The sequence below is a fragment of the Clostridium sp. C8 genome (assembly GCF_001010885.1).
Taxonomy (GTDB): domain Bacteria; phylum Bacillota; class Clostridia; order Clostridiales; family Clostridiaceae; genus Clostridium; species Clostridium sartagoforme.
Map to the genome: position 1 here is coordinate 1 of NZ_LBMX01000060.1, position 22,235 is coordinate 22,235.

22 protein-coding genes are annotated in these 22,235 nt (G+C 27.3%); all 22 read left to right on the forward strand.

Translation table 11 applies throughout. The annotated features are described in order from the left end of the window. Positions 1-18: 18 nt before the first annotated feature. The 22 genes from AAT22_RS19070 to AAT22_RS09985 all read left to right on the forward strand — a co-directional run bounded on the left by AAT22_RS19070 (position 19) and on the right by AAT22_RS09985 (position 22,118). On the forward strand, positions 19-132 hold the full coding sequence (locus AAT22_RS19070; protein WP_172655012.1) for a TnsA endonuclease N-terminal domain-containing protein: 114 nt from the start codon (positions 19-21) through the stop codon (positions 130-132). 353 nt (positions 133-485) lie between these two features. After that, positions 486-1,088, forward strand: a complete 603-nt coding sequence (locus AAT22_RS09890; RefSeq protein WP_156174310.1) for a CadD family cadmium resistance transporter — start codon at positions 486-488, stop codon at positions 1,086-1,088. Positions 1,089-1,239: 151 nt separating this feature from the next. Continuing rightward, positions 1,240-1,608 carry a metalloregulator ArsR/SmtB family transcription factor gene (locus AAT22_RS09895; protein WP_047001073.1) on the forward strand — a complete coding sequence of 123 codons (369 nt, stop codon included), beginning with the start codon at positions 1,240-1,242 and terminating at the stop codon, positions 1,606-1,608. Between the two features lie 137 nt (positions 1,609-1,745). Continuing rightward, positions 1,746-1,967, forward strand: a complete 222-nt coding sequence (locus AAT22_RS09900; protein WP_047001074.1) for a cation transporter — start codon at positions 1,746-1,748, stop codon at positions 1,965-1,967. A 216-nt stretch (positions 1,968-2,183) separates the two neighbouring features. Next, positions 2,184-2,405 carry a cation transporter gene (locus AAT22_RS09905; protein ID WP_047001075.1) on the forward strand — a complete coding sequence of 74 codons (222 nt, stop codon included), beginning with the start codon at positions 2,184-2,186 and terminating at the stop codon, positions 2,403-2,405. Positions 2,406-2,419: 14 nt separating this feature from the next. Next, a complete protein-coding gene (locus AAT22_RS09910; RefSeq protein WP_047001076.1) occupies positions 2,420-4,267 on the forward strand; it encodes a heavy metal translocating P-type ATPase in 1,848 nt (615 codons plus the stop codon). A 433-nt stretch (positions 4,268-4,700) separates the two neighbouring features. After that, a complete protein-coding gene (locus tag AAT22_RS09915; protein WP_047001077.1) occupies positions 4,701-5,138 on the forward strand; it encodes a Csac_0668 family 2Fe-2S cluster-binding (seleno)protein in 438 nt (145 codons plus the stop codon). Positions 5,139-5,764: 626 nt separating this feature from the next. Next, a complete protein-coding gene (locus tag AAT22_RS09920) occupies positions 5,765-7,540 on the forward strand; it encodes a hypothetical protein (RefSeq protein WP_047001078.1) in 1,776 nt (591 codons plus the stop codon). Between the two features lie 465 nt (positions 7,541-8,005). After that, on the forward strand, positions 8,006-8,326 hold the full coding sequence (locus AAT22_RS09925) for a metalloregulator ArsR/SmtB family transcription factor (RefSeq protein WP_047001079.1): 321 nt from the start codon (positions 8,006-8,008) through the stop codon (positions 8,324-8,326). A 4-nt stretch (positions 8,327-8,330) separates the two neighbouring features. Beyond that, positions 8,331-8,504: a hypothetical protein gene (locus AAT22_RS19420; RefSeq protein ID WP_242849805.1), complete on the forward strand. Its 174-nt coding sequence runs from the start codon at positions 8,331-8,333 to the stop codon at positions 8,502-8,504. Positions 8,505-8,729: 225 nt separating this feature from the next. Beyond that, a complete protein-coding gene (locus AAT22_RS19425) occupies positions 8,730-8,996 on the forward strand; it encodes an FAD-dependent oxidoreductase (RefSeq protein WP_278279832.1) in 267 nt (88 codons plus the stop codon). A 94-nt stretch (positions 8,997-9,090) separates the two neighbouring features. Further along, positions 9,091-9,429, forward strand: coding sequence for a metalloregulator ArsR/SmtB family transcription factor (locus tag AAT22_RS09935; RefSeq protein ID WP_047001080.1), 339 nt, complete (start codon positions 9,091-9,093; stop codon positions 9,427-9,429). A gap of 24 nt (positions 9,430-9,453) precedes the next feature. Then, on the forward strand, positions 9,454-10,518 hold the full coding sequence (gene arsB / locus AAT22_RS09940) for an ACR3 family arsenite efflux transporter (RefSeq protein ID WP_047001081.1): 1,065 nt from the start codon (positions 9,454-9,456) through the stop codon (positions 10,516-10,518). 17 nt (positions 10,519-10,535) lie between these two features. After that, positions 10,536-10,928 carry an arsenite efflux transporter metallochaperone ArsD gene (gene arsD / locus AAT22_RS09945; protein ID WP_047001082.1) on the forward strand — a complete coding sequence of 131 codons (393 nt, stop codon included), beginning with the start codon at positions 10,536-10,538 and terminating at the stop codon, positions 10,926-10,928. A gap of 91 nt (positions 10,929-11,019) precedes the next feature. Then, the gene (arsA, locus tag AAT22_RS09950) at positions 11,020-12,759 is read left to right on the forward strand and encodes an arsenical pump-driving ATPase (protein ID WP_047001083.1); all 1,740 of its coding nucleotides are present in this window, start codon (positions 11,020-11,022) and stop codon (positions 12,757-12,759) included. 56 nt (positions 12,760-12,815) lie between these two features. After that, positions 12,816-13,226: a low molecular weight phosphatase family protein gene (locus AAT22_RS09955; protein ID WP_047001084.1), complete on the forward strand. Its 411-nt coding sequence runs from the start codon at positions 12,816-12,818 to the stop codon at positions 13,224-13,226. Positions 13,227-13,514: 288 nt separating this feature from the next. Further along, positions 13,515-14,264, forward strand: coding sequence for a heteromeric transposase endonuclease subunit TnsA (locus tag AAT22_RS09960; protein ID WP_047001085.1), 750 nt, complete (start codon positions 13,515-13,517; stop codon positions 14,262-14,264). Then, positions 14,254-16,314, forward strand: a complete 2,061-nt coding sequence (locus AAT22_RS09965; RefSeq protein WP_047001086.1) for a Mu transposase C-terminal domain-containing protein — start codon at positions 14,254-14,256, stop codon at positions 16,312-16,314. Before AAT22_RS09960 ends, AAT22_RS09965 begins: the two co-directional genes overlap by 11 nt. Continuing rightward, positions 16,315-17,235 carry a TniB family NTP-binding protein gene (locus tag AAT22_RS09970; RefSeq protein WP_047001087.1) on the forward strand — a complete coding sequence of 307 codons (921 nt, stop codon included), beginning with the start codon at positions 16,315-16,317 and terminating at the stop codon, positions 17,233-17,235. Between the two features lie 21 nt (positions 17,236-17,256). Continuing rightward, complete coding sequence (locus tag AAT22_RS09975; protein WP_047001088.1) at positions 17,257-18,936, forward strand: hypothetical protein; 1,680 nt, start codon at positions 17,257-17,259, stop codon at positions 18,934-18,936. A 191-nt stretch (positions 18,937-19,127) separates the two neighbouring features. Continuing rightward, positions 19,128-21,128 carry a TniQ family protein gene (locus AAT22_RS09980; protein WP_047001089.1) on the forward strand — a complete coding sequence of 667 codons (2,001 nt, stop codon included), beginning with the start codon at positions 19,128-19,130 and terminating at the stop codon, positions 21,126-21,128. Positions 21,129-21,437: 309 nt separating this feature from the next. Beyond that, positions 21,438-22,118: a DUF4097 family beta strand repeat-containing protein gene (locus AAT22_RS09985; RefSeq protein WP_242849806.1), complete on the forward strand. Its 681-nt coding sequence runs from the start codon at positions 21,438-21,440 to the stop codon at positions 22,116-22,118. The last annotated feature ends 117 nt before the right edge of the window (positions 22,119-22,235 follow it).

The following is a 22,235-nucleotide window of genomic DNA, read 5'->3' on the forward strand; positions in this document are numbered from 1 at the left end:
TAAGTAAGCTTGATGGCTATGGCGGTTACGGTTGCAAGAACTAATAAATCAAAAGATGATTTATTAGATAAAAGAATAATAGAAAAGTTTAAAATTGAACGTCTGTATTGGGAGAGAAGAGAAATATCCTAGGGAATTGTAACAGAAAAAGAAATTTATAAAACAATAGCTAATAATATAAGTTTTATACAAGCGTATAAAGATATAAGAGTTATAGCGCCATTTAGTGAAATGGAGAATAGATTTGGAACATATTTAGCTTTTAAGTGATAATTTTCTATAAAAAATTAAAAGGATTTTTTATTTATATATTATTTTGAATAAAAATATATGAGCAATTATTCATGTGACTATTGACATATAAATAAGGAAGAGTATAATAAAAATATAACATATGAATGATTATTCATGTGTTCAAATGAATTATATAAATACTAATAAAGGTAGAACTAAAAGTAAATCAAATTTATAAAGAAAGGAAGTTGATGAAATTGCTTGTAACCATTATATCATCCATAATTGCATATATAGCAACAAGTATTGATAATATATTTATATTATTAATACTATTTGCAGAAATGAAGAAAGATAGTCTTAAAGACATTATCTTAGGACAATATGTAGGGTTTACAATTTTAATTGTAATTAGCTTATTAGGAGCATTTGGATTAACCTTTATTCCACAACAATGGATTGGTTTACTTGGATTAATTCCAATGTATCTAGGTTTTAAAGCATTGTTTAAAGATGAAGAAGATGATGAAGGAGATGAAATTGTCGAATCTGCAGGAAAGTTTAGCAAGTTATTTTTTAGTGTCACTTTTATTTCATTAGCTGCTAGTGGGGACAACCTTGGAGTGTATATACCGTATTTTACCACTTTAAATATTAGTGAATTAGTAGTTACTTTAATTACCTTTTATATTTTGGTAGCAGTATTATGCTATATTAGTTACAAGTTAGCATCCTTTAAATATATATCAGAAGCAATAGAAAAGTTTGAAAGAATTATTGTTCCAATTGTATTTATAGCTCTAGGTATCATGATTATGTATGAAAATGGGACCTTTAATATATTATTTAATTAATCAAAAAGTCTTTTATTAAATAATTATTAAAAATAATTGAATTATAACTTACAAAATATTGACTCATGAATAAATTGAAAATATAATAGAATTATACAAATGAATGATTATTCAATCGTTCATACAATATTCTGTGAAATGAGGTGACAGTATGACTAAAAAATTAAATCCAATTGAAAAATGTAACTGTGATGTTATTCATGAGGATGTTGTAACTAGAGTGAAAGATAAAATGCCTAAGGAAGAAACACTTTATGACTTAGCAGAATTTTTTAAAGTATTTGGAGATTCAACAAGAATTAGAATATTATGGGCTTTAGATGAAGCTGAAATGTGCGTTTGTGATATAGCAGTTTTGCTTAATATGACACAATCAGCAATATCACATCAACTAAGAGTATTAAAACAAGCCAACTTAGTAAAAAATAGGAGAGATGGCAAAATAGTATATTACTCTTTGGATGATGAGCATATAAAAGTAATATTTGATCAAGGGTTAACGCATGTAAATGAGAACTAATAAGATTTTATAAAAAAATTAAGCGAGAAATATGAACATAGATTTAATTATTAATGTAAATATAAAATCTTTAAGCAAAGTTTAAAATTATTTAAAAAATGTAAAAAATTATTAAGAATATTTAGGAGGATGAAATTATGAAAAAGAAATTTAGACTTGAAGGATTAGAATGTGCAAATTGTGCAGCAAAGATGGAAAAGGCAATTAATGAACTTGATGGAGTAAAGGAAGTAACGGTTAACTTTTTAACAACAAAACTTGTTATTGAAGCAGAAGATGATAAGATGGCAGGAATTGTACAAGCAGCAGAAAAAATCGTAAAGGATATTGAACCTGATACAGTTATGAAAAAAGCTTAATAAAGCTGTATTATTAAAGATAATATCGCTCTATTTATAATATTTAAGATATAAATTTTTCAGAATAAAAAAGATAAAAATAAAAATATATAATTTTTTTGAATTTAAGAATGAACACTTGTTCAAGTGTTCATTTAAGAAATAAAATTTATAGATGAATTGAAAATTACCTATATTAATAAGAAAATTACAAATAATATTTAGGAGGATGTAATTATGAAAAAGAAATTTAGACTTGAAGGGTTAGAATGTGCGAATTGTGCAGCAAAAATGGAGAAGGCAATTAATAAACTTGATGGAGTAAAGGAAGCAACAGTTAACTTTGTAACAACAAAACTTGTTATTGAAGCAGAAGATGAAAAGATGACTGAAATTATAAAATCAGCAGAAAAAATCGTAAAAGATATTGAACCTGATACAGTTATGAAAAAAGCTTAAAGGAGTTGTTAAGTATGAAAAAACGTCTTTGGAAAATAATTATCGGTGCAATAGTCTTTGCTGCAGCAATGATTATTAATTTAAATATTGAATGGTTAAATATTGCTTTATTTATGGTCAGCTATGTTATTGTAGGTGGCGATGTTGTACAAAAAGCTGTAAAGAATATTTTTAGAGGTAAGGTTTTTGATGAAAGCTTTTTAATGACTATTGCAACAATTGGTGCACTTTTAATTGGTGAATATCCAGAAGGTGTTGCAGTTATGCTGTTTTATCAAATAGGTGAGTTATTTCAAAGCTATGCAGTTGATAAATCCAGAAAATCAATTGCAGATCTTATGGATATTAGACCTGATTATGCAAATGTTAAAAAAGGCGATGAGCTTGTTAAAACTGATCCAGATGAAGTGAAAATCGGAGATATTATAGTAATTAAAGCAGGAGAAAAAATTCCTCTAGATGGCAAGGTTATTGAAGGAAGTTCGATGGTTGATACATCTGCACTTACTGGAGAATCAGTTCCTCGTGAAGTAGAAGTAGGAAATGAGATTTTAAGTGGATGTATTAATATAAATGGAGTTATTACTGCAGAAGTTACCAAAGAATTTGAAGAATCTACTGTAAGTAAGATTCTTGATTTAGTAGAAAATGCAAGCAGTAAAAAATCTAATTCAGAACAATTTATAACTAAATTTGCTAGATACTATACGCCAGTAGTTGTTATTATTGCAGTTTTTCTTGCTATTATACCTCCGCTTGTTATAGAAGGAGCAACTTTTGGTGATTGGATATATAGAGCTCTATCATTCCTTGTTGTTTCTTGTCCTTGTGCTCTAGTTATATCAATTCCTTTAAGTTTCTTCGGTGGAATAGGTGGAGCTTCCAGAAAAGGAATCTTAGTGAAAGGTAGTAACTATTTAGAAGCACTAGCAGAAACTGAAATTGTTGTTTTTGATAAAACTGGAACACTAACAAAAGGTGTATTCAATGTACAAGAGATTAACCCAATAGGGGATGTTTCTAATGATGAGTTATTAGAATTAACTGCATATGCAGAAAGCTATTCAAACCATCCAATTTCTATTTCACTAAAACGTGCTTATGGAAAAGAAATCGATAATGGGAGTATTTCAGATGTTGAGGAAATATCAGGACATGGTGTTAGCGCAACAGTTAATGGAAAAAAGGTTTTAGCAGGTAACATTAAACTTATGAAAAAGATGAATATACCATATTTCCAAGGAGAGTTGATTGGTACTGTAGTTCATGTAGCAATTGATGGATTATATGCCGGATATATTGTTATTGCTGATGAAATAAAGGGAGATTCAGCACAAGCAATTAAAGAATTAAAGGCTGCTAATATTAAACAAACAGTAATGTTAACAGGTGATAATAAAAGTGTTGGTTCAAAGGTTGGTAAGGAACTTGGACTTGATAAGGTATATGCTGAATTATTACCTGGAGATAAAGTTGATAAATTAGAGGAATTATTCTCACAAAAGTCTGTAAAAGGTAAGCTTGCTTTTGTAGGAGATGGAATAAATGATGCTCCTGTTCTAGCTCGTGCTGATATTGGAATAGCAATGGGAGGACTAGGTTCTGATGCTGCTATTGAAGCTGCTGATATTGTTATTATGACTGATGAACCTTCTAAAATTGCTACAGCAATGAAGATTTCTAAAAAAACACTAAAGATTGCACAACAAAATATAGTATTTGCAATTGGAATAAAAATAATTGTTCTTATTTTAAGTGCTCTCGGAATAACTACAATGTGGGCAGCCATATTTGCTGATGTTGGAGTAACTATAATTGCAGTATTAAATGCTTTCAGAGCATTGAATGTTAAAGATTTATAATAGTAAAATCATAGTTGATGAAAATACCCAAAATTAAATAATATATTGATTTCAAACGCTAATTGAGATTTAATAATATCTTTATTGGCGTTTTAATCTTTTATTCTTTTTTATTTTAAGCAAATTAACAACAATTATAATAAGCTATAAATAAGAATTATGAAATAAACAAAAATGATATACGGACATAATTTTGTCAGAATTAAATCATCAGAAAGATTTGCTGATATAGTTGGAAATTTGATTCAGAATGAATTAAATTAATAATACTTAAATTGAGTAATAATAAGATTATATAAAAATATGGCTATGTTAAATGACAGTGTTGAAAATTATATACATTACTCATAGTTAATATTATCCATTTGATGTATAATAAAGTTAATTTGTAATTGTAAGATATTATGAGGATATATAGAGGGAGTAGATTTGAATGGTTGTTGAGAAAAGCAATTTATGTCCTGTATGCAAAGAAGAAGGTACACTTGTAAAAAAGATTACAGTAAAGCATATAGTGATTGATGAGTTAACAGAAAAGGTTGGAGGCAATGATTATTATTTGTGTATGAACGATGAATGTGATATTTCTTACTATAATACAGAATCTAATATTATATTTAGTAAAGAACAATTGAAAGTTCCTATGTGGTTTAAGAAAGAAGCCAATCCTAAATATGTTTGTTATTGCAGTAAAGTAACAGAAGAACAAGTTATAAATGCAGTAATAAAAGATGGTGCCACTAATATGAAAGATGTTTTAAGTATAACTGGAGCAATGAGTAATCCACAGTGCCAAAAGAATAATCCCTTAGGAAAATGTTGCCATCAAATAATTCAGAATGCAATAGATAAAGGATTATCAATGAAATAATTATAGATTTATAGTTATTCATTCTTCTTAAATAGCAAAATAAGAGCTTTGAGATGTTTAAAAATGGATAAAAAAGAGGTCGTAGAGATATTAGATAAAATAGGTTTTAAAATGGAACAACTAACGACCAGGTAAACTTATGAATTTTTTGCCTAACTCACTTTTGATTTTACAATAAATCAAAAGTTTCGATATAACTTTTTTATAAAAATAAATAGAGGCAAAAACAAAAAGAATAATATTTTGATATAACTTTTTTCAAAATATTATTCTTTAGTTTAAGTGGAAATGTGCCAAAATATAGATATTTTGATACAACTTTTTTAAAAACCTACAATAGGTGTGATAATTATCATTGACACCAATATTGCTACTAAATACTGCTAAAATTTTTAAAAAAGATAAAGAGAAAATCAGGATTAAAGCCTGGTTTTCTTTTTATTTTACGCTAAGAATAGATTGTATTAATTAATGGAAATTATTCACATGTGTTGTATAATAAAAGTATGAATTACTTAAAAATTATTATAAACAAAGAGTATATTTTCAAAAACTTAACATTACAAAGAAATCTTTGAATGTAATATCAAGTAGAATAAAAATAATTATTTATAGGGGGGAGTATATTGAACATAGAACTAGAAGCAACTAATGCAATTAGGACTCTAATATCACGTAATGCTTATTTATCACCATATGTTGATGAAAATGATAAGACACCAGCGTGGGATGGATTTGTGTATGTATATGGTAATAAAAATCCAAATCATCCTAAGGATTCGCTTATTGGAAGAGTACCAATACAAGTAAAAGGAACAAAAGTTAAAGAAATTAAAGAAGGGCATATTTTTTATAAGATTGAGAAGAATGATCTTAATGCTTATAATAGTGAAGGTGGATCAATCTTTTTTGTAGTTCAAATAACAGAAAAATATGATGTGCAAGTTTACTTTAACGAGTTACTCCCTTTGGATATAGAAAGATTACTTAAAAAAATGGGAAATCATAAATCTAAAAAAGTAAGGTTAGAAAAAATGCCTTTAGATGAAGATGGATTAGCAAATCTTTTTTTGAATTTTATACATAATAGAAATAAACAAGTAGGAACAGTAGATAGAGAAAAATTATATTTTGATGATTGGGATAATTCCTTAGAATCAATTGAAAATTATTCTTTTTCATGTTCTTTGGTTAATACAAAACCAGAAAATGTATTTAAGGCATTAACAACTATGCCGATTTATTTATATGCTAAACCTAAAGGATTAAACATTAAAATTCCAATGGATCGTTTTACCAATGGAGTTATTACAGAGGAAGCTACACATGAAATAGGAATTGAAGATAAAATTTATTATGATAAAGCAAAAGTGGTATGGGAAAATGGCCAAAAATATATTAAATTTGGTAGAGCATTATTAATAGAGATTGAAGAAAATATAAATAATGGTTTTAGTATTAAATTAAACATTAAGTCATTGGGGACATTAAGTGAAAGGATTAAGGATGGTAACTTTTTTTCTGATGCAATTAAGGAAAAGGGTTTCACGATAGATGGAATAAAAATTCCTTTAAAATATGAGGTAGATGATGAAATTGAAAAATTATTATTAAATTTAGATACTCTTAAAGAATTAAAATATATATTAGATTCACTAAATGTAAATGAAGATTTAGAATTAGATAGTATATCTAGTGAAGAAGGTTGGAAGATTGATTTTATACTGGGTATAAATAAAGTGACTAATCATAAATTCAAAAACGATGGTCGCCTTCTTAAATATATTAAAATTGCAAATATTAAAATTCTATTTTTTGAAGAAAATGATAATGGAAATCTATTGGCAAGTAACTTTTTTTCTAGAAAAGATTGTTATGGATATAAGATTTTTGCAGATAATAAGCTTGGAGAAAAGCAAGAAATAAGTAAATATCTATTATTAAAAGCTAATGATCTTACTTGCTCAAATTTTGTTTGTGAAAATATATTTGAAGATATTATAAAATATGATACAGGATATGAATATCAGATAAGTGTTAATTATTTGTTGTTAGAGATTATAAGGGCATATGATATGAATATTGGTAAGCATGAAGACTTATATAAATTAGCTGTACAGGTAAGTGAGTGGTTATGTAGTAAATCAGAAAATGATGTTAATTATAGAATGAATTATCTTCAAATAAAAAGGCGTAAGGAATCGTTAAATGATGCTGAAATTAAGGAACTTGAAAATATTATTGAAAATTATTTTGATGATTGGTCTATTAAGGCAGGAGCATTAATATTATTAGGAAAGATAATTGAGGCGAAAAAGATTATTAGTAAACAAAGTGAAGAAAATAAAAGTATGTTTAAGCAGTATCCAATTTATTCATTAATCAATCAATATGTAAAGTAACTAATCCATAATTCAATTTTTATATAGATATAATTTAAAATAATAGTTAATAATAGAGTGATTAAATGTTTGATTTTAATCACTATTATTTTTGTTAAAATAGAACTGTGTGTTTGCCAATTACAAGGTATATTATAAGAAGAGTCTCAACCAAAAATATCGAAGTACATTGAAAAGCTTAAAGATATGGGATTTGCATAAGTAATGATCTAAATAGAAAGCCTAAAACTAAGTTATAAATCTCCTGTTTTGGTATTATAAAGAAAAATTATATAAAATAATAGTAGATAATTTAAAAATAGATAAAAAACTATCTTAGAAAATAAACTGAGATAAAAAGAGATTAAAATAAGCAATATAGTATTAGTATTAATATTTAACTTAATTTAACAAAAAACACATTGACAAGTATAAATGTGTATTATATTATAAATATATTGATAAGTATCGATCTGAGGTGATGAAATGGAAAATAAATATAATGAAATGGCTAAAGTGTTTAAAGTTTTTTCCGATCCTAACCGTCTTATGATAGTTGAAATGATATTAGATGGGGAAAAATGTGCATGTACAATTTTAGAGGATTTAAATATTTCTCAATCAACATTATCACATCACATGAAAATATTATGCGATTCTGGAATTGTTAATTGCCGTAAAGAAGGAAAATGGAATTATTATTCTATTAACAAGGATGGATACAAAGGAATTTATGATTTTTTAATAAAAATTATGGAATCATCCGATGCTAATAATTATAGTGACAAGAGCTGTAACTGTAGATAATAGAATGAGACTTAATATGAGAATTTTAATAATTGGTGCTGTTGTAGCTGGAAGATCTGCTGCTACTAAAATAATAAGAAACAACGAGAATGTTATGCTAAAGACAATTTTATATCTTACTCTGACTGCGGCATGCCTTATTATATTGGAGGAGAAATTTAAAATGCTGATAAATTAACTTCAAGAGATCCTGATTTTTTCAAAAGTAAATATAACGTAAATATTCATTCATTATATAATTTTCTTTTTATTAAGCTAAATAAAAAAGTTTTGATTATTAGAAATCTTGTAACTGAAGAAATATTTAATTATTCTTATGATAAATTAGTTATTGCAAAAGGGCTAGAGTTAATATACCTCCAATAAAAGGTACTAATAAAAATTATGTTTTGCCTTAAGAAACATTAATGATATGAATAAAATTAAAAACTTTATAAATTTTAAAAAGCCAAAACATGCTGCAATTGTAGGTACAGGATTTATTGGTCTTGAGGTTTGTGAAAATTTAAAAAAATTAGGTATTGAAGTAACTTTCATTGAAAGATTACCACAAGTTACACCAGGATTAGATAGAGATATATCAGTTTATGTAAAAGATCGAGTTTTAACTGATGCTTCTGTTAATGAAATTACTGAAAATAACTTAATTTTATCAGATGGAACAGATTAAAAAATAACATTATTTCGCTAGGCATTGTAACAAATGGCTAATGAAAACATAGTATATGAGTATATGCTCATATAAGTATAAGGAGGTAACTTAAATGGTGGAAATTTTTAAGGCTTTATCAGAAGAAAGCAGATTACGTATACTATCTATGCTACTTGAAGATGAAATGTGTGTTTGCGAAATTGAAGCATGTTTGAAAATGACTCAATCTAATGTTTCGCGTCATTTAACAGCTTTAAAGAAAAGTGGAATACTTGAAAGTTATAAAAAGGCTCAATGGAATTATTATAAAATAGATAAAAATTTTATAGAGGAAAACAAAGAACTTTGGATTTATATTGAAAGAAAACTTAAAGAACTTCCATCTTATAATGAAGATTATCAAGAGTATAAAAAATGTAAAGCACAAGGATTATGTGATTGCATTAAATAATAAAATTAAAGGAGAGAGATCTAAATGAATAAAGAAAAAACAGAAGGTATTGGATTTTTTCAAAAATATTTAACAGTTTGGGTAGCACTTTGTATGGTAGTAGGGGTGCTTATCGGAAAATTCCTACCGGGTGTACCTGCATTTTTAAACAAATTTGAATATGCAAAAGTGTCTATACCAACGGCTATATTAATATGGATAATGATTTATCCAATGATGATGAAGGTAGATTTTAAAAGTATTAAAAATGTGAGAAAGAACCCTAAGGGATTATATGTAACATGGACTGCAAACTGGCTTATTAAGCCTTTTACAATGTATGCTATAGCATCATTTTTCTTATATGTAGTTTTTAAAAACTTTATTACACCAGATCTTGCAAAGGAATATTTAGCTGGAGCAGTGCTTCTTGGTGCAGCACCTTGTACTGCAATGGTATTTGTATGGAGTACATTAACTAAAGGTGATCCTGCCTATACAGTAGTACAAGTAGCCACAAATGATTTAATTATTCTTGTTGGCTTTGTACCAATTGTTAAATTCCTACTTGGAGTTAGTAATGTATCAGTTCCATGGGATACATTAATTTTATCAGTAGTATTATTTGTTGTTATTCCTTTAGTAGGTGGTATCCTTACAAGGATGTCAGTAACTAAAAAAAGAGGATTAGAATATTTTGAAAAGGAATTTTTACCTAAATTTGATAATGCAACTACTATAGGTTTATTACTTACACTAATATTATTATTTGCATTCCAAGGTGAAGTTTTCCTTAATAATCCATTGCATATTCTACTTATTGCAGTGCCATTAACTATTCAAACTTTCTTAATTTTCTTTATTTCATACTTGCCATGTAAATGGCTTAAACTGCCACACAATATTGCAGCTCCTGCTGGAATGATTGGAGCTTCTAACTTCTTTGAGCTTTCAGTTGCTGTAGCAATAGCTCTGTTTGGGACAACTTCACCAGCAGCTCTTGCAACCACTGTAGGGGTATTAACTGAAGTGCCAGTAATGTTAATTCTTGTGAAAATAGCGAATAAAACAAAGCATTGGTTCCCAGAACCAAAAATAAATAATAAATAAAAAGGAGAGATATTAATATGAAAAAAATGTCTATATATGAGCCAGCTATGTGCTGTTCAACAGGTCTTTGTGGTGTAGGTGTTGACCCTGAACTTCTAAGAATATCTACTATTCTTAATACTCTAAAGAAAAATGGTGTTGAAGTAGAACGTTATAATCTTTCAAGTTCACCACAAGAGTTTGTAAATAACAAAGAAGTAAATAACTTTATAAATACAAAAGGGATAGATGAATTACCAATTACAGTTTTAGATGGTGAAATTGTTATAGCAGGTAGATATCCAACTAACGAAGAATTTAAAAATCTTCTTGGAGTTTCAGTAAATATTTCAGGTGAGCAACCAAAGGCTGTAAAAACTACTTTGAAAAAATCAAATAGTTGTGGTTGTTCTGGAGGAAAATGTTGTTAATGATAACAAACTAATGGTTATAAAGGTTTTAAAAGGCAGGGAGTAATATGTTTTCTCCCTGCTATATAATTAAGAATCGGAGGAAATAATTATGGAGATTTTTAACCCAGAAAATATGGAGCTTACTAAATATTTATTTTATACAGGCAAGGGGGGGGTAGGAAAGACATCAACTGCTTGTGCTACTGCAGTGAGCCTTGCAGATAGTGGTAAAAAAGTAATTTTAATCAGCACAGATCCTGCATCAAACTTACAGGATGTTTTTAATATGGAACTTACAAATAAGGCTGTTCCTATAAATGAAGTACCAAATCTTGTTGTGGCTAACCTTGATCCAATACAGGCGGCAGCTGAATATAGGGAAAGTGTAATTGGTCCCTATCGTGGAAAATTGCCAGAGATTGTATTGAATAATATGGAGGAGCAGCTTTCAGGTTCTTGTACTGTTGAAATTGCTGCATTTAATGAATTCTCAAATTTCATAACTGATGAAAAGATACAGAAAGAATATGATTATATTATATTTGATACTGCGCCAACAGGACATACACTTAGAATGTTACAATTACCTTCCGCATGGAGTAATTTTATGGATGAAAATACCCACGGAGCTTCTTGTTTAGGTCAGCTTTCTGGGCTAGAGAGTAAAAAAGAAATATATAAAAAGGCTGTAGAAATTTTGGCAGATGGTAATATGACAACTCTTATTCTTGTTTCACGCCCAGAAGCAGCACCTTTAAATGAAGCAGCTAGAGCATCAAAAGAACTTGCAGAAATTGGTGTGAACAATCAGTTACTAGTTATAAATGGGGTATTAACAGAATATGATGATAATATTTCTAAGAGTCTTTTTGAAAAACAACAAAAGGCAATTACTGAAATACCTAAAGAATTAAGAGGAATTACTACTTATATGATACCTTATAGAGCTTACAATATCACTGGAGTTGATAATGTAAGATCATTGCTTACTAAGGATAACTATATTATTAGTAATGAAAAGTTAAATGCAGACACAATTCCTCATCTTAAGGATGTTATCGAAGATCTTTATAAAACTAATAAGAAAGTAATTTTCACTATGGGAAAAGGTGGTGTTGGAAAAACTACAATTGCAGCTGCAATTGCTTTAGGATTATCTAAAAAAGGTAAAAAAGTACACTTAACAACTACTGATCCAGCAGCTCACTTAAAGTTTGTAATAGAGGAAAATGAAGGAATTACTATGAGTCACATAGATGAAAAATCTGAACTTAAAAAGTATCAAGAAGAAGTGCTTTCTAAAGCAAGAGAAAGTATGTCTGAAGAAGATATTGCTTACATTGAGGAAGATTTAAGATCTCCATGTACACAAGAAATTGCAGTGTTTAGAGCTTTCGCAGAGGTTGTAGAGAAAGCTGAAAATGAAGTTGTAGTTATTGATACTGCACCAACAGGACATACATTACTTTTACTTGACTCTACACAAAGCTATAATCAAGAAATAAAGAGATCACAAGGGGATGTTCCTGAGTCTGCTAAAAAATTATTGCCAAGACTTCGTAACACAGGTGAAACAGAGGTAATTATAATTACTCTTGCAGAAGCTACTCCAGTTTATGAAGCAATGCGTCTTGAAGAAGATTTAAAACGTGCAAATATCGCAACAAAAAGTTGGGTTATAAATTCATCATTATATCAGACAGGTACAACAAATAAGGTTCTTGCAGCAAAGGCAAGTAATGAAATAGAGTGGATTAATAATATTAATAAACACTCTAATGGAAATTTTGCTGTAATTCCATGGAGGGCAGAAGATATAAAAGGTAATGAATTACTTGAATTACTATAAAAATACATTGATAAAATATAAATAAAAATTAATTTACTTTTTAGGAGGATAAAATTATGAAACCAAGGATAGCTTTTATATGTGTACACAATTCTTGTAGATCACAAATGGCGGAAGCGTTAGGGAAATTATTTGCAGAAGGCGTATTTGATTCTTATTCTGCTGGAACAGAAACAAAACCACAAATAAATCAAGATGCTGTTAGAATAATAAAAGATTTATATAATGTAAATATGAATGAAACTCAAAAATCTAAATTAATTCAGGATTTACCAGAGATAGATATTGCTATAAAAATGGGTTGTAATGTTGTTTGTCCATTCTTACCTTCAAAACATGAAGAAGATTGGGGATTAGATGACCCAACTGGAAAAAGCGATGAGGAATTCATAAAAATAGCCAAAACAATAGAAGAAAAGATTAAAGACTTAATAAAAAGAATTGAAAATAAAGAAATTAATTTATAAAGATCTCCCCCAATCACCGATAAGCTTTTTATGTCTGTGATTGGGGGATTTTTTTTATCTAACTCTAATAATTAGTTTTTAAAGAGTGGATTCAACAGTGATTTTTCTTCTTAACTATAAATTATATAATGTAAGGTAAACAATCTAGTTGTACTAAAGAAATATAATTATTATTTATAGAAAATAGAGCAAAGTATTTAAATAAGTTTATATAAAATACGTTTAGTTATATTGGAATTTGTGAAAACTATTAAATATATTAATTAAAGGAGATATTAATAGATATTTATGAGTTTAGACAATTTTTCATGGGATAAATATGACATAGAGTTTAAGGCTAAAAGAAAAGTAAATAATAAATCAAGCAAGACGTTACCACACATAATAGGAACTTTTTATAGTAATAAAATGAATAGAAGTATAGAATATGAATCTATAAATGAATTTATACTTTATACAATTTTAGAGTTAGATAGAAAAACTTTCAGATACTACGTCCAACCTATTGAAATAGATATTAAATACAATGATAAAAATGGCATTAAAAAAAGCTGGATTCATGTTCCAGACGTATTAGTTTTTAGAGAGAATATGAAACCAATATTATATCAAGTTAAAGAACCTCAAAGCAAGATTACAGATAAAACTAGAATTATAAATACAAACTGCCGTAAATATTCTGAACAAAATGGATGGGAGTATAATGTTATTTATCCAAAATTATTGCCCATTGAATTAATAAATAATATTAAGTTTCTTATTGGATTTATGAAACAAAGATATGAGTATATTAATTTGATTCCTTCTTTGTTGGTAAGATTAGAAAATATGAAGGGTACAACAATAAATGAATTGCTTAATAGTTTTTCAGATGAAATTGATAGATTAATGTTGCTTCCTTTAGTATATCATTTAATAGCTACTGGAAGTATTTTTACTGATATTGAAACACCAATATCAGAATTCAGCAATATTAGTTTTTATAGAGAGATAGATTATTTTAATTATTTAAAAGAGGTAACAAATAATGAGAATTAAAAGGCTTAAAATCAATTCAGAAGTTATATACTTGGGAATAAGATATATAGTGGTATCTATAGATCCCCCTAATGTATTTATCAAAAGAGTAGATACAGATGGTGTTTCAATAAGGGTAGATTTTTCGGAACTTGTTTCAAATGCTTCATTAAGCAACGAAAATTCTCCGGAATACATCAATTTCACATCTGATAGTTATAATAGATCATTTGAAGTATTGGAAGATGATAAAAAAAATATTGTTTATAAAAGAATGGATATAATAAAACCTTTAATTGTTCTTAAAACTATAAAAGAAGGAAATGTTAGAGCTATTTATGAGTTTAGAGAACATTATAGTGACCTTACAGATAAAAATGAGGATTTATCACGATTAAACCAGGAAGAACTTATTAATAGAATATCTAAAAAGAATAACATTTCAGTTAGAACAATAAAGAGATATCTAGCTGCATATAAAAAAGCTGAAAATATAAAAGAAAAAAGTGGAGTTGAGGGTTTGGTACCAAGAAGTGGAACTGGTTATTTAAATAGGAGTGATAATAAAACTTTAAATATATTTAACCCCAAAAATCCAAGTATTATTTTAGATACCATAGATGTTAGAATCGATAGTGTCTATATTCCTATTATAGAAGATGTAATTTCAAGAGAATATCTTACAACAAAGCAAGTTAATAAAAAGAATATATATGATTCTATATGTATAAAATGTTTTGTAAAAAATATTAATCCACCTAAAATGATTACTATATATAAATTACTTGATAGAATTAACCCTCAGTTAAAATCACGCCTTAGAAATTCAAAGGAAGCAGCAGCAATATATGATGATATTGAAAGAGGATTCTCTAATCAAGATGCCATGTATCCATTACATATTGTAGAGATTGATCACACTCAACTTGATATGGATATTATGGATATTAATACTGGATACGTTATTGGAAGGCCTTGGATAACATTGGGGATAGATGTATATAGCAGAATGGTTTGGTGTATGTATATATCATTTGAACCTCCTTCAATAAATAGAGTAAGAAAAGCCATTGAAAATGGTGTATTCATTAAGAATAATAAAAAATATGATACTAATAATAAGTGGGATATATTTGGGATACCAAATACAATTTTTTTAGATAACGGTACTGATTTCACCAGTACAGAAGTGAAAAGAATGATAAATGATACGCTTAAATCTCATGTAAAATATAGACCTGTGAGAACTCCGAGATATGGAGCAGTAATTGAACGATTATTTGGAACTATAAATGAAGGATTAATACATAGGCTTGATGGAACAAGAAAAAGCAATTTTAGACAACTGGGGGAATACGAGCCAGAAAAGATGGCAGCATTGACATTAGATGATATTAAAGAACTTCTAACAATTTATATAACAGATATTTATCATTGCTCTGAGCATAGGGGACTTCCTAAATATGAAAATATACCATTAGTTAGATATATTGAGGGAATAAAGAAAGTTGGATATCCAGAATTTATTAGTAAAAGTGATGAAGCTTTTTATAAAACTGAATTAATGGCTACTGACATGAGACCATATACTAGAGATGGTGTAAGATTAGAAAATGTAATTTACAAATCTCCTGAATTCTCACAATTTATGGGGGGAAGGGATAAGAAGTATAAAATTAAATATGATATTGATGATATTTCTAAGATATATATATTACACCCAAAGTTAAATAAATATATAGAGCTAAGAGCTGTAAACCCAGCATACGATACATTAATTAATGTTAATAGATATACATATAAAAAGGCTCTTGATCTTATTAAAGAGGAGGGTATTAAAAAGAAAAATGGGGTATTTGATACAGATATCGTAGCGAGAGCAATGGTTAAGTTACAAAAAAGTATTACTGACAAATATAAAATAAACAGAAGTGTACGAAAGCTATCACAGAGAACAAATTTTGATATAAAAATAGATAATAGTGGTGCTAAACAAAATGAAAGCAATACGAAGATTGAAGATATTGTTTTAATAGCTAAAAGGGCAGAATTGGAAAGGAAGAAACAATAAATGCATAATTTAAAAGAAGCAAAAGATTTTGCAGAAAGAGTAGCTAATATTTATGTAGATTATCCAAGGTTAGAAAGAATATATGATATGTTGTCATCAATGAGATGTTTAGGTGAATTTAATGGAAGAACAGAAAGTCAATCTAATTTATTTATTATAGGCCAATCAGGTGTCGGTAAAACTAAAATGATAAAGAAATATACGGAGATGAATAAAGGATATGTGAAGATAGATGATGCTGTAGAGTACGATATTAAACCTGTAGTTTATTTAGAACTTCCTAATCCATTTACTATACTAGAATTATATCAATCTATAATAAGAGCTCTTGGTGCTCCTCAAATTGCATATAGGCCATCTATAGGTGACGTAAAGAGGCAGGCATTTACGTTGCTTGAAAAACAACAGGTTGAAATGTTAATTTTAGATGAAATGGATTATGTATTAAATAGTAGATATATTAAACTTCAAGAGGCAATGGATGCTATTAAACATATTGGAAATGTAGCGAAAGTTTCTCTTGTATGTATAGGTACACCTCCAGTAGATAATTTGAGAAAGCTAAATTTTCAATACTTTAGGCGTTTCCCAAAAATAGAATTAGAAAGATTTAATAAAATGGATGATGAATTTTGTATATTTCTAAATAGTTTAGAAAAACAAATAAATCCAGTAGAATATATCGGACTGGGTGATTTAGATACCCAATTACCACAACTTTTTTATAGCATGAGTAAAGGTGTTGTTTCTATAATTACTAGAACAATTCAGGAAGCATATAGATTGTTGGGGGTATTTGATAAAGACTTTGATGATATTTCTAAAGCAAAGCTTAATGTTGATACTATATATACAGCATATAAGAATATAGTAGGAGATATAGACATGAATGAGTTTGAGAAGGCTATTTACTTAAATTAATGATAGGAGTAGTTTTTGAGTATGGCAGATAAATTAACTGTTAGATTTAAACCATTTAAAGATGAATCACTTATTAGTTACTTTATAAGGCTTTCTGAGAAGAATGGAATAAGTTTATTACCGCTACTAAATAGTATAAAAGAAATAGATAGTGACTATATACAATTTAGTGAAATAGATATTATAGATAAAATACCGTTTAAACATTTAAATTATAATGCGCTTGAAGTATTAGTGGGATTTAACATAGATTTTTTATTGAAAAATACTTTTTATAAACTTATGGAAAGATTTTCGGATACTGGTGAAGTTGAAGAAATAAAAATTTGTAATAAACATAAGATTAAACTTTTAGATAGTTGTCCTCATTGTAATCATAAAATTGATTATGATAAGATAATTAGTTTAGGGATATGTAGTAATTGTAGGAAAGAGCTTTCAGTAAATATTGAAAAAGAAATATTAGATAGCAATTATTTTTTATATCAAACTTATTTATACGAAGGTTGGAGTAAGTTGATATATGGTGAATATAACAAAATGAATTCACAAGAAATAGCTTATAAAATTTTATATATCTTAAATGAGAAAAGAGATTTTTTTAATAGAGAAAGGGTTAAAACGAGTAGTAATGGGGAGTTTTTACTACCTACGCTTTTGCAATATGCAAGGGGAACTACTAAAACTAAAAGAACACTACATATATCAACTATTATTAAAATATTATTCGAAAATAAAATTACTATTGAAGATTTTTTGAATTTACAAGTACCTAGAAAATTTATAGTTTCAATTAAAGAAAAAAAACAAATTAAATTAGCAAAGACTTGTTGTGTAGCTCCTTGGTGCAAAAATTATAAAATTAATGGTGCTTTAACTAAAACTAGTACAAACTATAAAAATCTAGTTGATAATAGTACTCTATTATATTATATGTACTGTCCAGAATGTGGCTGTGAATATGCATATGATGAAAGTGAGAATTTAATTGAAAGGACATCATTTATTGACGGGTTTAATCGTCTAAGCAGCACATGGGATTATAATATATCATTAGAAAACCTTGCATATAAGAGTTGTATATCTGAAGAGAAACTAAAAAGGCTACTAGCATATTTTAATATTAGAGGTATGTTCTTGAAAAATAAGAAAACAATTGTATTGAAAGATGATTTAATAAATATATTTATTAAAGAGATAGAAGAAGGAAAGAGTTTAAAGGAAATAATGAGTTTAAAATGTTGGAAAGGTTATAGAGAATACCTACTATATAGATTCCATAAAGATGTAATGAGTGCCATTATCACTAAAAAAGTTGTACGGAATACAGAAGTTACGATAGGTGAGAAGAGTAAAAGGGTCCTTGAAGTGTTAGAAGAATTATTAAAAAATGATATACCAATTACTTTAAAGAAAGTATGTACTATATTAAATGTATCTCCAGAAACAATTCGATATTGGAAATGTAATAAGTTAATAGCAGATTACAAAGTTAAACAGAAGAATAATGTTATACAGAAAAATAGAGAAATTATAAAAGAAAAAATAGAATTGTTTATTGAAGAAAATAATACTTGTTATATTAAGACTGAAAATTTATATAAATATATAGGAGTACAAAGAAATATATTATGGAGAAGATATCCAGAAATTACAGCGTATATAACTAATAAAGTTAGTCAACATAATAAATTAATTTAGGACAGTAAAGAGGCTTGTGTGAAAATAAACCTATTTACTGTCCTTTTGAATGTACCACTTAATAAGATTTACTTAATTTAAATATTCTATTTTTATTATTAATAATTATATTATCATTTTGAAATATATATAATAATTTTAAGCTATTTTCCTATACTAATGTTATTAGTATAGGAATAAGGTGATAATATATGAATCAAAAGTTTACAATTCGTCCTAAACCACAAGAGGGAGAAACATTTTCAGGATATATTATGAGAATCTCAGAAGTAAATTGTACAAAATTTTGGAGTGTAATGGCGTATCTAGGAATTAAAAGTGGCTATGTATATTCTTTAGATGACTCACCAGAAAAAATAGTTAGTATATCAAATTTGACTAGTTTATTAGGAGTAGATGAAGAATCAATATTAAAAATGACATTTTCAAATTTATTTAATCAGTTTTATTTTAATAGTACCCTTGAAGAGAGATTATTAAAAAGAAGTACTGTAAGTGATGAAATTGTGAAGAATAAAAGACGTTATTGTATTAGTTGCTTAAGAGAAAATCGATATTACAAGTTGGTGTGGCAGATAAAGGAAGTTAATATATGTAGTATTCACTTCACAAAGCTTCAGTCATGCTGTTCTTTATGTGGAACTAAGCAACCTTATATATCTAGTGCTTTAAGTACATTTTCATGTTACAAATGTGGAAGTGATATATCTATACAATTAGAACCAGTAATAAAGGATCAAAATGAAATAAACGAACAACTAAAAATTATTGATGACTGGTCGTTTTTGTTAAGTGAAAAATTTTCAATAAATAATGATTTATATGGATATAGTAGGGAGAAGTTTTTGGTTATGGCATCATTTTATGTGTCACAAGGTATGGAAGAGATATTTGATAGAGGTAGTATATCCTTTTTTGAGAGTGGTGAAATGACAGATTATCTTAGATTTATCTATGACTTAAGTGGTGGAAAATGTATGAGTTTAAAAATGATTCTTAGGCTATCAAGAAATTTTAATATTAGTTTAGATAGGTTACTTAGTATAAGTATACCAGAAAGCTATATTAATTCACTTGAGGTTTATAGAAGTAAATTCGAAAATAAAGCTCTAGGTGTATGCTTAGCACCCTGGTGTAATAGTTATAAAAGTAATAAATCTTTGACTAGAATACATTCTCGTAAGGGCATTAAAAATCATTATTCATTCTCTATATGTAAAGAATGTTTTAATAAATATGGATATAATAAAAATACAGGTGATTGGGAGAATATAGGTGGATTTATAGATTTATTATGGAATAAAGTATTACCAAGCTTAAATTCACATGATATGGTAGAGAAGATATCACGAAAATATAAAATTGACAGATATATTATAAAAAATGCCATAGGATATGCTGATAACTATAAATTATTAAATGAGGAGCTATCAGAAAAATATAAGCCGAAAAACATACCCAATGATATTATAAGTTATTTTAGTTATTTATATGAATTGATGGGACCAATGAGAAGAAATGCATACAAATATTTTAGATGGAGTTCATGTGAATTTTATTATTATATGAATATAAAAGAAGTACAGGATTATTTAATATTTGAAAAGAATATGTTCTTTAAAAAAGATTCATGTTTTAATGCTAGAAAGGAACAGTTTAAGAAAAGGTTCCAGGATATTCTTGAATATTATATTCAGATTGATAAAGATATAAATTTAAAAAATCTTTCAAAAGATTTAAAGTGTACAGATAATAAAATATACGATCATGGGTTAAAAGATATTATGAGGGATGCAGTGATAAAACAGTATGAAAAAAGAAAGATAATTAATAAAGAGAAGATTATGAATAAAGTGGAAATATACTTTGAACAAAAAAAGTTATTAGATGATTTATTAGTCTATAATAAAGTTCATAAAGATCTGGAATTAAGTAGAAGCCAGTTAGGGTTAGAAAAGGAGACAATAGAAAAGTTAGTATCAAGCAAAGTTAAGGAACATAATAATAAGGTTATTACTAATAGAACACAACAATTAGTTGAGCAAGCAAATGAAATAATTAAAGAGTTTTCTATGATAGGTGAAAAAGTTACTTATAAAAAGATTGCATTACTATTGGGGATTTCTTTAAGTAGCTTAAGGAAAAATGTTGAATTTAAAAACGCAATTGATGAAATTAGAAGGAATTATTGATAAGAGCGTGAAAAGTATATAAGTGATAATTAGTATATGATTATTTTGTATGTACATTAGAAAAAATTCTGCTTAAAAAGGTTGGAGAAGAAATAAATACTCCAGCCTTTTTTATATTTATTCACATAATTTATTATTTAATATTTTGAAGGTTAAACAAAGTATTTTGCATCTTATAATAATTGAAAAGAGTATTAATATTGTAACATTTATGACAGTTTATATTATATATAATACGCTTTGTGACAAGTAAAGTTATAAGATATGACAAACTTATAATATAGGAAAGTGTGTATTATTCAAAAATTTATGACAGGATTAATTATAACTCACACAATAGAAGGAATAGATAAAATTGATATAGAAATAGAAGTAAGTAATGTAACTATAATAAATTATGAAGGTAATGATATAGAAATATCAGGAACTCTCGGGAATTTATCAAGAGGGGTAACAGTAAGTAAAAATTCTAATAAATTAGTTATTAGTGAAAAGGCTAAAAAGGCTTTTAATATAAATATTAATACTAATAATGCAAGCAATTTAGAAATAAAGATTCCTAATTCTTATAACAAGGATATAGAATTTTCTTTTGGCGTTGGAGAATATAATATTAAAGATTTGAAAGTTAATGATATTGATATTAAAGGTGGAGTTGGAGAATTATTAATAGAAAATATCTCCTTCAACAAGTTAGATTTATCAAGTGGAGTTGGTTCAGTTGACATCTATACAAATGAAAGGACAGGAGAAATAGATATTAAAGGTGGAGTTGGAGATGTTAATATATCATTAGGAGATATTAATGGAAATTTAAAATTTGAAGGTGGAATGGGAAGTGCAAATATAAAAATTCCTTCAGATGCACCAGTAAATATAAAAACAGAATCGGGACTTGGAAACTCTAATATTAGAGCAAAGACATCAGGAGAAAATAAATATATATTTGACATTACAATGGGAATTGGAGAATTAAATATAACAAATTAAGATTAAAATGCTAAAATATAATGAAAATAAGTGTTAATATAAAGTAATAGAATTTTTTCTAAATTACTAAAAATAATTTTATTTAAAAAACTCCTTTGTAAACTTGACCCTGTCAAG